The following is a 14070-nucleotide window of genomic DNA, read 5'->3' on the forward strand; positions in this document are numbered from 1 at the left end:
ACCCTTTCCAACATCTATTTTAGGCAAATCCATGAAAGTTAAACCTAAAGCTTTAGGTTGTAAATAAAAAGGCTGCCCAATTATGATGCTATAATCGATATCCTTTTAGAGGAAAGATTGCATCTTGGGACAACCAAATAACATTATAATTTTTTTATCATTGTTTTATGAGGAATACCGGCATCTAAAAATTCCTCGGAAATAACTTCATATCCTAGTTTGCTATAAAATGGAATAGCATGTGTTTGAGCATTAAGCTTTAAAGCAGGAGTACCGTTATTTAAGGCATATTCTTCTATTTTATTCATGACCGCTTTCCCAGCGCCACCTTTTCGATTGGTAGATAGGATACATATTCTTTCCACTTTTCCATACTCATCGAATGATCGATAGCGACCAGCACCTATTGGTTTTTTATTGTCATCATAAAGTACAAAATGTGTACTGTTCTGTTCGAATTCATCTATTTCTTCTTCGACTGGTACATGTTGTTCTTTTACAAATACTGTTTTACGTACAAAGTATGCATCTTCTAATTCTTTATCTGTTTTCACGACGATTACTTCCACTTTTTCACGATTCCTTTCCTAACCTAAAAGTTTCATAAACAGTCCATGATCCATTTTCCAATTCATAAAGCAAATGGAAGCGGTCTGATTTTTCCTCAAAATGAAAGTTTTGCATCCGTAAATTGCTGTATAAATCCAAATGCTCATCACTCGATAAATTTTGGCCAAGAGTAATATGTGGAACAAATGGATGCTCTGGACTAACTCCCAATGTACTATTTAGCTCTTGATGAAGGTGTTCTAAATCAGAATTTGGTTCAATCTTTAAATAGACCACATTGCTGACGGGTTTAAAAGAACTTACTTTTGATACTTTTATAGGAATAGAATGATAATGACTTGCAATCGTTGCAAGTTTCTTACTTACTTCTCCAATTTCTTCGTTTCCCGCTTCAAAATCACCAATTAATGTAATATGTGGCGGGATTAAAGCATACTTCGGATCATATCGTTTACGAAGGGAATTGGCCAAATCCTGCAAGTCTTTTCCAGGAAAAATAGCAATACCATATTTCATTTGATGGACCTCCATTTCATTATAAAAACATTATTTAAAGATATAGAAAATGGACTATCTATTATTACGATTTCAATGTTCTATATGTAAGATATTATAACAAAATTATTCTTTTAAGTTCAAAGATTTCAGAAAAAATCTAATGTTTAGCAAGCAACCCCTCATGTCTTTATACGAGGAGTGACTTTCACGATTGCTTAAAAAAGCTAAACGAAATTAGTTTCCAATTAGGAAGGAAACATTCTTATTAGCATTTTGGCTATATATGGTTGCCAATGCTTCCATGTATGATCTCCATCAAATTCTTCAAAAGTATAATCAGAGTTTGTTGATTTAAGATGATGCGCCATCTCTCTATTTGGTGTAAGGAAATCTTCTGTTGTTTGGATTGTTGTCTTTACGGCAGTTTCACCTGTACCTATAATATGATCAATTTCTAGTAAATGATAGGAATCGAACTTGCGAACGGCTTGTAATACCTTCTCATTTACTAATGGAGATTGCAGCAAGAGTTTGCCAAAGGTATGTGGATATTTTAATGCAGTCATTAAGGATACGGTAGCGCCTAATGAATCTCCAATCAGCCCACGTCCTAATCCCATATGATAAGTTGGAAACTGTTCATCTAGATAAGGAACAAGTTCATGTGCCAAGAAGCGGATATATGCTGTATTTTGAGGGCCATCTGGATGATATTTTTCCCGACGATCATGGACAGACGAATAAGGGACTCCAACAATGATAGTCTCCGCTATTTGATGATTTGCATGTAATTCATCAGCCACTCTTCCAATTCGACCGAATTGAAAATAATCTTTCCCATCCTGTGCGATTAGCAAATGGTATTTATAAAGAGGGGAGAAGGCAGGAGGAAGATTGATTAGTAATGTTATTTCTTCGCCTAATTCTTTGCTAAATAAAGTTTCCTCTTTTATTGTCCCTTTAGTCATCGTTATCCTTATCCTTTCTTTGTCACTGAATTTACCAATAGTGTATCAATAATAATTCTTCATGGATAGTAGGAGGTCAGGTTCACAGAAGGGGAAACTTAAGTTAATCTATATATTGTGTATATTTTGTGAATTTAACACAATATATAGATTTATTAAAAGAAATGCCATTATAATGGGTAAAGATTCCTTTATGAATGGAGTGAGTTAGATGGGCAAGAATGTCCAATTAGTAAGTGAGTTTGATGAAATAATGAAAAACAATAATCAAGACTTTATCCAAGAAAATGCAAATATTGATGGGATGTCACCGATGAGTCATATGATGCAATTTGCTGCTACTGCTTCCAAGTATTATACTATGGAGCATTTGTTAAAGAAAGAGGTGAGAGAGGCACATCAAGAAGGATATATTCATATTCATGATCTTGATTTTTTTTCTTCTGGTACGACAACTTGTTGTCAAATCCCATTAGCAAAAATCTTAAAGAATGGGTTTAATACAGGTCATGGGTTTATGAGAGAGCCTAAATCTATTATGAGTGCAATGGCGCTTACGTCCATCATTTTACAAGCTAACCAAAATCAGCAACACGGGGGACAATCTATCCCAATGTTAGACTATGATCTAGCACCATATGTATATAAAACATACTGCCAAAATAAGCTTCGTTTAAGTGACTTAATAGATGACAGTGAAGAGTTGGAACGTAGTGCTTGGAAATGGACAGAAAGAGAAACTTACCAAGCTTGTGAGGCATTTATACATAATTGTAACTCGATGCATGTGTGACCCGTTTACTAGTGAAAAGCTGGTACAACAATTTTTTATTGTTAGAACTGATATTCTGAGAAGTAGAATGATAGGGTAACGCCTTGAAATGCTTCCTCTGATACTCCGACGTGCCTGATAATGGGTTAACATTTGATGGTACGAAGCTCGGTGAAGTCGGCAGAGAGCAACCGAAAATCTTTTTGATTCGAAACCTATTCAGAGGTGAATAGCGTAGCCTATATGCCGGGAGTCCATAAAATACCTATGGTTAGAATGTGGTTGGCAAACCACCGACGAACCATTGACCTAAAGAGTCTATAGTGTGATATGTAGAAATGCATATGCCTACATTGTTAGGTGCTTGAGGGGTTTAGTAAAATGGTGCATTATGAAACACCCTTCATCATTAAAGGTGATGACGTTCAAGCAGGCTCATAGATGGAACCTAAGGGTATATGAAAGGATAAGAATATCGGAACGGGGAAAGCTCGGAACGCAGAGGATTAACCACCAATGAGGCGTAAATACGGTTCAAAAGCAATTTGTTATAACGTATTAAATCCGAGTGAGAGCGGAGGCACAGTACCTTTGAAGCCATGGAAACATGGTGGAGGGATAGCCTCTAGTCGAAATAGTAAAATCATGGTTCTTTTGTAATAATCATAAGGTTCGAGTATGACTAAGAGAGGTGGTAACACCGACTTATGACTATGGCTAAAAAGAAGAAAAGTCTACGGTACAATGAATATTACAATATTCAGGAAGTCTATGACCAGCTATATCTCGAATCTAATGAAGGCAATGTGTTCAAAAACCTCTATGAAATTATTATTAGCGAGGAAAATATCAAACTAGCATACAGAAACATTAAGAAAAATAGAGGGAGTAAAACTAGTGGTACGAACAGACGAACTATCTTAGATATTGGTGTGGAAAATGTTAACGACGTCATCTCTTACGTTAGAAGAAGGCTTAACAACTATCAACCACAAACAGTAAAAAGGAAATTGATTCCTAAACCAAATGGGGATTTACGTCCTTTAGGAATTCCGACAATTGAAGACAGGCTTATCCAACAATGTATAAAACAAGTCTTGGAACCTATCTGTGAAGCTAAATTCTTTAATGAAAGCTATGGTTTCAGACCAAATAGGAGTACTCAACACGCAATTGCAAAATTTTACAGCTATGTTCACTCCTCCAAATGTTTATACTCTGTAGATGTCGATATTAAAGGATTTTTCGATAATGTTAATCACGGAAAACTTCTAAAACAAATTTGGAGCTTAGGCATTCAAGACAAAAAGTTAATCTCAATAATTAGTAAAATGTTAAAAGCAGAAATGAAAAATGAGGGAAAATCATCAAAAGGTGTACCTCAGGGAGGAATCCTCTCCCCACTTCTGTCAAACATTGTACTAAATGAGCTTGACTGGTGGATTGCTTCACAATGGATTGAATTTCCTGCAAAACAGCGCTGTGGAGGAAATGGTAAGGGGAACTTTAAAAATTTACCTTACAAAAATAATTCAAATAAATTGAATGCACTTAGAAACGGAACCAAATTAAAACAGTGCTTTTTCGTCCGATATGCAGATGACTTCCGAATCCTAACTAATAGCTATGAAAATGCCAAAAAGCTTTATATTGCAACTATCAACTGGCTTAAGGAAAGGTTAAACTTAGAAGTTAACGAAAGGAAATCAAGTATTGTAAATCTTAAGAAAAACTATACAGAGTTCCTTGGCATTAAGATTAAAGTACAAAGGAAGAAAAAACGCTACGTTATCAAATCACATATGGTTGACGAAGAGAAAATTCGAATTAAATCAGAGATACGTAAGAAAATAGACGAAATAGAAAATAGCAACACTCCAAAAGAAGTGTATAAGCTAAACTCACTTATTATTGGGGTGCACAACTACTACAGTATTGCAACCAACGTTAACAGGGACTTCAGTGACATTGAGAACGATACGTTATACAGATTAAAACAGAGATGGAAAAAATGTGTTTCACATCGAGGGCATTTTTCTGAAACATACAAAAAGCACTATGGTCAATATGCTCATCGAAAACAATACTTTATGCATAAAATTGCATTATATCCAATCTCAGGTATCAAGTTCAGGCGACCAACCTTATTTAATAGAAGAATATCCAATTATACAGATGAAGGTAGAAAGCTTGTTCATGATAAATTAATCAATATTAACCAATTCGTCCTTAAACATATTATGGAAAATCCTATAGTCTATCGAAGTATTGAATATAATGATAACCGAATTTCGCTATATTCTGCTCAACACGGTAGATGTTTTGTTACAGGATTAGAACTAACAATCAATGATATGGAATGTCATCATAAAATACCAAGACAAAAAGGTGGAACGGATGAATACAGTAACCTAGTATATCTCCTTACCAATATTCACTTGCTAGTACACACTAATAATGACAGGACACAGAAGCGTCTCATTAAGAGATATAGCCTTCAGGAGGAGGAAATGAAAAAGATTAACGAACTCCGAAAGCTAGTGGGAAATTACAACATTACCTTTTAGTAAATTTTTGATTTTACTATTTCGATGGCACGCCGTATGAGCTGAAAGGTTCACGTACGGTGTAGAGTGGGGGAAAACATGGTGATAACTTCAAAATGTTACCTATCACTATTCAAGAGGTGGGGGGCAGACTCCATTTGTTTCAGTAAATTTAGGGACAGATCTATCGAGGGAAGGAAGAATGTTAACAAAGAACTTGCTACTCGCAACACAAGCAGGTCTTGGTGCTGGCGAAACGGCAATTTTTCCTATCATCGTATTTAAAGTGAAGGATGGAATAAATTATCAAAAAGAAGATCCAAACTATGATTTATTTCGTTTAGCAATTGAGACAACAAGTAAAAGATTATTTCCTAACTTTGTTTTTATCGATGCGCCATTTAATTTAGCGTATTATGACGGTACTCCTCATTCAGAAGTTGCAACAATGGGATGCCGAACAAGAGTAATGGGAAATATCCATGGAAGGGAACAAACAATTGGAAGAGGGAATTTATCTTTCACAAGTATTAATCTCCCTTTGCTTGGCTTAGAGTCCAATACAATAGAATCGTTTTTTTATAAATTGAATGAAACGATAGACTTGGTTATTGAACAACTGCTAGAAAGATATCATTACCAAGGAAAGAAAAAAGTAGCAAATTTTAAATTTTTATATGGACAAGGAGTTTGGCAAGGTGGAGAAGAGCTACAGATGGATGCTCAACTAGATGAACTTTTAAAGCAAGGAACATTATCGATTGGGTTTGTTGGTTTAGCAGAGTGTTTAGTTTCTTTGCTTGGTTTTCACCATGGAGAAAGCGAAAAGGCGTATGAGCTTGGTTTGCGCATTGTTCAGTTTATGCGCCAAAAAGCGGATCAAGCAATGGAAAAATATCAGCTGAACTATTCACTGCTTGCAACACCTGCGGAATCCTTTGCGGGAAAAGCATTACGGGCAACTAGAAAGAAGTTTGGAATTATTAGAGGAGTGACGGATAGAGATTATTTTACTAATAGTTTTCATATCCCCGTCTATTATCCAATATCTATTTATGAAAAAATTAAACGGGAAGCACCATTTCATTCTTTAACGAATGCGGGTCATATAACATATGTCGAACTAGATGGTGATGCTAGTAAAAATATGGATGCGATGGAGAAAATCGTCCGGACAATGAAAGAATCAGGGATTGGCTATGGAAGTATTAATCATCCAGTGGATCGTTGCATAAGCTGTGGCTATAAAGGGATTATTGATAACGAATGTCCTAAGTGTGGAGAAAAGGAAGAGACAAAGATTGAACGGATACGAAGAATTACTGGATATCGTGTGACACGTTCTTAACTGAAAAGGTTAAGCACGAAGTTGAATTATTACATTAAGTAATGAGACAAACTTTGGAGAACTGACAATCTAAGGGATAGAATGATGGAGTAACGCCCTGAAATGTCCCCACTGATACTCCGACTGGCTAAGAATCGTACAACAAATGATTGGTCAGAAGCTCGGTGAAGTCGACTGAAGTTTACCCTAACATAAACAATATAAGTTTGATGAGGAAATATCTCCAGAGGTGGAGGTTGTAAATGATAGGTCGGGTGTCAAGTTCTATGGTGAGAATGTACAAGCTTCATAAGAAAGGTACTGACGAACTTCCGAATGAAAGGGTCTTAGTGATACCATACAGAAATGTATGGCTCCATGGTAATTGGAGATTGTGAGGATGAGTAGCACGGTAACCACGAAAATCCTTACATCGTTAAAGGCGATGTCAAGCAATCAGGCTCAAAGGAAGCACCTAAGGAACTTAAATGATAGGATTGTTGGAACGTGGAAAGCCAAGAACGTTGAGGCAGTTGTAGGCTAGTGAAGCGTTAGATAGGAAATTCATAAGGATATAACTATCTTTAATCTTGGTGAGAGCAGAGGCATAGTACCGTTGAAGTGGAGATAATAATCCATGGAGGGATAGCCTCAAGTCGTATTTACATTTTAAATTGAAAACATTATAAACACAGCTTCGAGTATGACAAAGAAAATCCATCCAATAAAGGAGGGATGCCTGTGTTGACTTCGAAGCAGAATAAAACACTGAAAAAGAAGTTACCGAAGATAAGTCAAATACGTCACTCGGAATATTACGATATGCAAACAACATTTGATAGATTATATGAAGATAGCACAAAAGGAAAAAATTTCAACAGTTTAATTGAGTTGATAACAACACCAGAGAACATAATGTTGGCATATAGAAATATAAAGAAGAATGACGGAAGCAATACTCCAGGAATAGATGGTAGAACAATTGATGACTTATCAAAGCTAAATGAAGAAGACTACTTAAAATTAATCAATAGAAAGTTCAGTAATTACCGACCAAATACAGTAAGAAGGGTAGAAATACCAAAAAGGGATGGTAAGAAAAGACTTTTAGGAATACCAACCATTATTGACCGCATTGTACAGCAATGTATAAAGCAAGTAATAGAACCAATAGTTGAAGCTAAATTTTATTATCACTCCTATGGTTTCAGACCTGACCGTTCTGCTGAAAATGCAATAGCAAGAGTTATGCAATTAATGCAAAATTCAAACATGCACTACGTGGTAGATGTGGACATCAAAGGATTCTTTGATAATGTTTGGCATAGTAAATTAATAAAACAACTTTGGACACTAGGAGTCAGAGATAAGAAGTTGTTATCAATAATTAAAGCAATGCTAAAAGCACCTGTGGTACTTGAAAACGGAAAAGTAATATATCCGACAAAAGGAACATCACAAGGTGGAATATTATCACCTTTGTTAGCAAATGTAGTATTAAATGAACTAGATAAATGGATTGAATCACAATGGGAAAGCTTTCCTATGCGTAGTCCATACAAACCTTATATAAGGAAAAATGGTTCAGTTGATAACTCAGCAAAATATTCGAAGCTTAAAAAAGACTCAAAGTTAAAACCAATATTTATAGTAAGATATGCAGATGATTTTAAAATCTTTTGCAAAAGCTATAATGAAGCAATAAGAACCTTTGAAGGAACAAAGAAATGGCTAGAAGAAAGATTGAAACTTGACATATGTAAAGAAAAATCGAAAATAGTCAATCTTCGTAAGAAATATTCAGAGTTCCTTGGTTATAAGCTAAAAGTCCACTTAAGCCCAAAAAAGAATAAATGGGTTGTTAGATCCTATATGTGCGATAAGGCAAAGGAAAGAATCATAATACAGATAAGAGAAGCAATCGAGAAAATTGAGAACACACAAGAAAAAGAAAAACAATATCAAGCAATAAGCAGATATAATGCATTAGTAATGGGTGTTCATAATTATTATCGTATAGCGACACATATATCAGTAGATTGCCGTAATATTGAATGGAGAACAGGTCATATGCTTAAGAATAGGCTAACAAGAATAGGCTTAAGCAAAGAACCAAAAGGTAATATGAAAGATAGCGGTATATACAAGTCAAGTGTTCTAAAATGGTATGGTAAATCTAGAAGATTAAGATATCTGAGAAATCACTATATTCTTCCGATAGGTTTTGTTTCAAATAAAATCCCAATGTCAAGAACTCGAAAGATTAATAGATATACAAAAGAAGGAAGAGCATTAAAACATCAAAATTTAAAGTTTGATACGGGCGTACTAAGATGGTTAATGCGAAATCCAGTAAAGGGTCAGTCTATAGAATACGCAGATAATAGAATATCATTGTATGCTGCACAATATGGAAAATGTGCAGTGACAAATGAATTGTTAGAAGCGCATGATATACATTGTCATCATAAGGTTCCGAAACAATATGGAGGCAGTGACAACTACTCGAATTTATTAATTGTCTCAGAAACAGTGCATAAACTAATTCACGCAACAAAAAAAGAGACACTTAATAAATATCTAAAGATATTGGGATTAAATGAGAAACAGCTAAGAAAACTGAACAAATTAAGATTAATAGCCAAAGTAGAAAGTATTGTAGAAGAAATTTAGCGTTGGGTAAAGAAACGAATATACAGTGAAATATATCTTCTTCGAAGTGTGTAAGTAATGTTTAAAACAAATAGAATGTGAAAACGATGGAACGCCGTATGAGCTGAAAGGTTCACGTACGGTGTGGAGCGGGGGAAAAGTTCAATCTGAAATGATTGTTTACGGAGGAAAACCTGACAACAGGAGGAACCAAAGACTTACCTATCGCTATTTGTTGGATCACTTGATCGTTGGAATACAGCTAAGCGTGCAGAAGAGCGGGAAAGGGTTAAACATCGTTGAGAGTATTATCAATAGTTGAAGATAGTGTTGTCGATGGTCCAGGATTAAGAACTACTATTTTTTTTGCGGGGTGTACTCATTATTGTAGAGGGTGTCATAATCCAGAGAGCTGGCGAATAGATGGAGGAATCGAGATGTCAATTGACGAAATGATGAGTCAATTGAATCGAAATCCATTAAATGATATTACCTTTAGTGGTGGAGAGCCAATGCTACAAATAAGAGAACTTATACGATTAGCTAAAAAATGCAAAGAAAATAATAAAAATATTTGGTGCTATACAGGATTTCTCTGGGAAGAGCTAGTGACAGAATTTAAGGAAGAGTTTGCGGAATTAAGTATATATTTAGATGTTTTAGTTGATGGCCGGTTTCTAATCGAACAAAGAGATTTAAGTCTCCTTTATAAAGGAAGTAAAAACCAACGAGTGATAGATTGTCAAAGAAGTTTAAAGCAGCATAAACTGGTTTTATATGGCGAATAGAACAGAAAAGAAAGGCACTTACTATTTTAGTAAGTGCACTTTCATTTATGTCAAACGAGGTTTTTTATTCAATTCTTTGTTATCATCTTCATTTTTAAAGATTGCTTTTCTAACATAAGGCAGTACCCAGCGATCAAGACCGTAATATCCTGCATTTGCTCCAGCAATCATGATAATCATGCCCAATAAGATATCTGTTGGGTTATGAGAAATGGTGCCAGCAAGCAAGAAACAGAAATTCATTAATACTCCAAAGAATGCTGCAGCAGTTGTGAAACAACCTAAAATTAACCCAAGACCGACTAATGTTTCTCCAATAGGAACGAGAACATTAAATAAACCTACATTCGGTAATGCAAATCCTTCTACAAAACTAGTGTACCAGCCATAGACTGCTCCGCCATCTGGACCCATGACTGGGTTAGTAACTGCATTTGTTAAAAATCCAGAAGCATCAAAACCCCCACCAGTAAGTTTACCAAATCCAGAAGTAAACCAAGAATAGCCAAGGAATAAACGAATGATGGTTAAAATGCCAGCTGCAATTTTATTTTCTCTTAAAAATCCGATAAACATAAGAATCATCCTTTTCTTATTTTTCGTTTTTATTATTTACAAGTTAAATATATCAAATACTTATTAAAATAAAATAATAATGTGAATCAATTCACAAATCATTCAAAAGAATATGTCTTAAATGTGAACTTTCTTGATAAGAAAAGTGATTTATGTAACATAATTGTTTAGAAACAGGGTTTAAGCACATAAACTGTTATTCATGATAAAATAATTGCACAAGGAAAAAAAACTATTATTCACATAGAAGATTTTTATAAAGGGGAGACATCAATGACGAAAGTAACCATCATAGCTGGTGGACACAAAATAGACTCAAGATTAACAGGTATCTTACAATATACTGCTGACTTTTTAGAAAAAGAGAAGGTTGAAGTCCACGTCATACAAGTACATGAATTGCCAAGCGCTGCCTTAATTACCGCTGATTTTATGAATAAAGAAATTAAGGAAGCAAGACAAAACGTAGAACAAAGTGATGGAGTGATTGTCCTATCACCTGTATTTCAGGCTTCTTATTCAGGCATCATTAAGACATTTCTAGATCTATTGCCACAAAAGAGTCTTCGAAATAAAACGATACTTCCTTTAATGCTTGGAGGAAGCTATGCTCATTTATTAGTAATAGATTACGCATTGAAACCTGTGTTAGCAAATTTAGGTGCAACCAATATCTTAACAGGAGCCTATGTTACCGATAATCAAATTACAAAGCAAGTCAATCAAACCTATTTATTAGATGAAGATTCAGGAAACAGGATTACCAATCAATTAGAACAGCTGCTTGGAGAAATGCAATAAGGGTTAAAAAAGTGATGGAGATGCCGTCACTTTTTTATTTTTTATAGAAAATGGAGAGAGGACATGGTATGATAGGCTTAAGATGAAAAATACTAATTAACATGACTTGTTAGCTCAGTGGGAGAGCACTTGCTTGACAGGCAAGGGGTCACTGGTTCGAACCCAGTACAGGTCATACATTTCAGGAAAGCTCAAATCTCTTTTTACTAAGTGGTTTGAGCTTTTTGTATGTTTACAGACGGAATAAGTTCTTTTATTCCACTCATACTCTTAAGTAATTCTATGTCAATTTAAACGAAAGTGACTACCTAATATTTTTTATTAAGTAATGTAGAAAACAGAAATAATTAAATATCTTTTGGTAAAAGGAATTTAAAATTAATACCACTGTCTTTTGCTTCTATTCAAAGGAACATTGGGACCTAAATATGGATAATATGCTTGTGCCCCTTGTGGTCTTGGAGCAATCTTATAAAGTTGACCTCCAATCATGTAGTAATAATTATCTTTATTTCCTAACAGCTGTTGATTCCAAGCTCCATATGCTGGCTGAGGAAAGTTTTGATAAATCACGCCGTTAAGTCCTGTAATGACCGTTGGCTGCATAAGTGAACCTCCTTCATTTTTCCTTTATAATATGTAAAATCCTTTCATTAGTTGGTTGTCCAATATGAAATAGGTAATTGTTGTAATTAAAAAGCATCAAAAAAATTTTGGTGCACTCGAAGATTCTTCAGCCGTTTATATAGTCTTAACTAGTGCCATCAATTAGCTTAGCAGCTAGTAGTATATAAGTTGATTCTCCATTATATATGGCGAAATAGGCGGTGGTATTCTTTAGTCTTTAATGAAATTTTTTTAAAGTTCCCCCACTTGAAAGGTGAAAAGAATGAAAAGTAGAAAACTCAATTTTTCAGAAATATTAAGAATAAAAAATTTTCTTTAATAATGGGTTGATAAAAGAAAAAATTTTTCGTATAATAAAAACATCAAATGAAAACACTTTCAAACGTAAGGGAAAAGGGGTACAAAGATGGATGCCTATTTATTAATTATTGCATTACTTTCCATAGTTATTGTTATTTTAGGAGTTTCACTATTAAAGTGGCATGCTTTTATCAGTTTAACAGTAGCAAGTTTATTTCTAGCCATTTTTTCAGGATTATCTTTTGATAAGATTGTAAGCGCTTATGAAACTGGTGTAGGCGGCGTGTTAGGTCACTTAGTAGGAATATTAGCATTAGGGACTATTTTGGGGAAAATGCTTTCAGAATCTGGAGCAGGATTAAAAATTGCTAACTTTTTTGTAAACGTTTTTGGGGAAAAGAAATTACCATGGGCAATGTTTTTCTCTGGCTTTATTATCGGAATTCCCGTATTTTTTGAGGTTGGTATTTTAATATTATTGCCATTAGTTATATCTATTCAAAAAGCAACAAAGAAGAATATTCTATTGATAGCATTGCCTGGTATTGCTGGATTGTCAATCGTCCATGGCCTTGTTCCGCCACACCCTGGTGCGATTGCGGCAATCGGAATTTTTGATGCTAATTTAGGAACTGTATTATTATATTCACTGATTATTGCGTTACCTGCTGGAATCATTGGTGGACCATTATTTGCGAAGTGGATTAATAAGCGTGTTTTTCCAAAGGGAGAATCTTCTCTTATCACTGCAGAACCAATAGCAGAAGATAAATTGCCAAGTACTGGCGTATCATTTTTATCTATTTTATTACCTGTTATTTTAATGATAATTGGAACAGCTGCACCTTATTTGACGATCTTTTCAGAAGGAGTAAGAAATGTACTTGCCTTTCTAGGTAGTCCATTATTAGCACTATTAATTGCTGTATTCTTTGCCTTCTATTTCCTTGGTATACGTCAAGGAATGAATAAAGATAGTATTAAAAAATTTACAGAAGACTGTTTTTTACCAGTTGGTTCCATTTTATTAATCATTGGAGCAGGTGGAGCGTTCAAACAGGTGTTGATTGATAGTGGAGTAGGGAGTACGATTGGAACAATGTCGGAAAGCTTATCTTTATCACCACTAGTATTAGCTTTCATAATTGCTGGATTAATTCGAATAGCTACAGGTTCAGCAACAGTTGCTTTAACGACAGCTGCAGGAATTGTTTCCCCAATTATTGCTGGAATGTCAGGAGTAAATGTGGAGCTGTTAGTTATCGCAACAGGTGCAGGTTCTCTAATGTTCTCTCATGTAAATGACGCTGGATTCTGGATGGTAAAAGAATACCTTGGGTTAACAGTAGAAGAAACATTTAAAACTTGGACAGTTCTAGAAACGGTATTATCATTCGTCGCATTTGCAGGAGTGTTAATATTAGATTTAATTGTTTAATAGAATCCCTATAGTGGAAGAAGCTGGAATATAAGTATTCCCGCTAGTGATAAACACGAACAGTTATACAAAACATGTATAATTGTTCGTGTTTTTGTTTTAAAGAAGGTTTCAATAAAAGTCTGTGTTAATCCGCAACATGAAAACACTATGCTTTCTATTGGGCGAGCGATGAGTACCCTCTTTATGTTAATTAACAGGAAATGT

10 protein-coding genes, 1 tRNA gene and 2 pseudogenes are annotated in these 14070 nt (G+C 34.8%); 8 read left to right on the plus strand and 5 right to left on the minus strand.

What is annotated here, in order from left to right; genetic code table 11:
• Positions 1–143: 143 nt before the first annotated feature.
• From ACWNMZ_RS18715 to ACWNMZ_RS18725, 3 genes are all read right to left on the minus strand, one after another.
• The gene (locus ACWNMZ_RS18715; RefSeq protein WP_031536802.1) at positions 144–569 is read right to left on the minus strand and encodes a GNAT family N-acetyltransferase; all 426 of its coding nucleotides are present in this window, start codon (positions 567–569) and stop codon (positions 144–146) included.
• A gap of 4 nt (positions 570–573) precedes the next feature.
• Complete coding sequence (locus tag ACWNMZ_RS18720; protein WP_449598778.1) at positions 574–1086, minus strand: YjcG family protein; 513 nt, start codon at positions 1084–1086, stop codon at positions 574–576.
• Positions 1087–1313: 227 nt separating this feature from the next.
• Positions 1314–2036 (minus strand): alpha/beta hydrolase, encoded by a 723-nt coding sequence (locus ACWNMZ_RS18725; protein WP_031536804.1) that lies wholly within the window; start codon positions 2034–2036, stop codon positions 1314–1316.
• A 211-nt stretch (positions 2037–2247) separates the two neighbouring features.
• On the opposite strand from ACWNMZ_RS18725, the pseudogene nrdD (ACWNMZ_RS18730) reads away from it, so the two are divergent.
• From nrdD (ACWNMZ_RS18730) to nrdG, 5 genes and pseudogenes are all read left to right on the plus strand, one after another.
• Positions 2248–2823: pseudogene (gene nrdD / locus ACWNMZ_RS18730) on the plus strand (anaerobic ribonucleoside-triphosphate reductase); the annotation flags it as partial.
• Between the two features lie 692 nt (positions 2824–3515).
• Positions 3516–5375, plus strand: coding sequence for a group II intron reverse transcriptase/maturase (gene ltrA, locus ACWNMZ_RS18735; RefSeq protein WP_031536806.1), 1860 nt, complete (start codon positions 3516–3518; stop codon positions 5373–5375).
• 88 nt (positions 5376–5463) lie between these two features.
• Positions 5464–6690 (plus strand): annotated as a pseudogene (gene nrdD, locus ACWNMZ_RS18740) (anaerobic ribonucleoside-triphosphate reductase); the annotation flags it as partial.
• Positions 6691–7425: 735 nt separating this feature from the next.
• On the plus strand, positions 7426–9354 hold the full coding sequence (gene ltrA / locus ACWNMZ_RS18745) for a group II intron reverse transcriptase/maturase (RefSeq protein WP_449598779.1): 1929 nt from the start codon (positions 7426–7428) through the stop codon (positions 9352–9354).
• A gap of 278 nt (positions 9355–9632) precedes the next feature.
• Complete coding sequence (gene nrdG, locus ACWNMZ_RS18750; protein WP_031536809.1) at positions 9633–10121, plus strand: anaerobic ribonucleoside-triphosphate reductase activating protein; 489 nt, start codon at positions 9633–9635, stop codon at positions 10119–10121.
• Positions 10122–10166: 45 nt separating this feature from the next.
• Here nrdG and ACWNMZ_RS18755 read toward each other — a convergent pair whose 3' ends face one another.
• On the minus strand, positions 10167–10697 hold the full coding sequence (locus ACWNMZ_RS18755; RefSeq protein WP_031536810.1) for a DoxX family protein: 531 nt from the start codon (positions 10695–10697) through the stop codon (positions 10167–10169).
• A gap of 273 nt (positions 10698–10970) precedes the next feature.
• Here ACWNMZ_RS18755 and ssuE point away from each other — a divergent pair, with 273 nt between their 5' ends.
• Both ssuE and ACWNMZ_RS18765 read left to right on the plus strand, forming a co-directional pair.
• Positions 10971–11498 carry an NADPH-dependent FMN reductase gene (gene ssuE / locus ACWNMZ_RS18760; RefSeq protein ID WP_031536811.1) on the plus strand — a complete coding sequence of 176 codons (528 nt, stop codon included), beginning with the start codon at positions 10971–10973 and terminating at the stop codon, positions 11496–11498.
• Positions 11499–11601: 103 nt separating this feature from the next.
• A tRNA-Val gene (locus ACWNMZ_RS18765) sits at positions 11602–11673 on the plus strand.
• A gap of 203 nt (positions 11674–11876) precedes the next feature.
• Here the strand turns inward: ACWNMZ_RS18765 and ACWNMZ_RS18770 are convergent.
• The gene (locus tag ACWNMZ_RS18770) at positions 11877–12104 is read right to left on the minus strand and encodes a hypothetical protein (protein ID WP_449598780.1); all 228 of its coding nucleotides are present in this window, start codon (positions 12102–12104) and stop codon (positions 11877–11879) included.
• 427 nt (positions 12105–12531) lie between these two features.
• On the opposite strand from ACWNMZ_RS18770, the gene ACWNMZ_RS18775 reads away from it, so the two are divergent.
• Positions 12532–13863: a GntT/GntP/DsdX family permease gene (locus ACWNMZ_RS18775; RefSeq protein ID WP_251629385.1), complete on the plus strand. Its 1332-nt coding sequence runs from the start codon at positions 12532–12534 to the stop codon at positions 13861–13863.
• Positions 13864–14070: the final 207 nt, after the last annotated feature.

The organism is Niallia sp. Marseille-Q9988 (assembly GCF_976954375.1).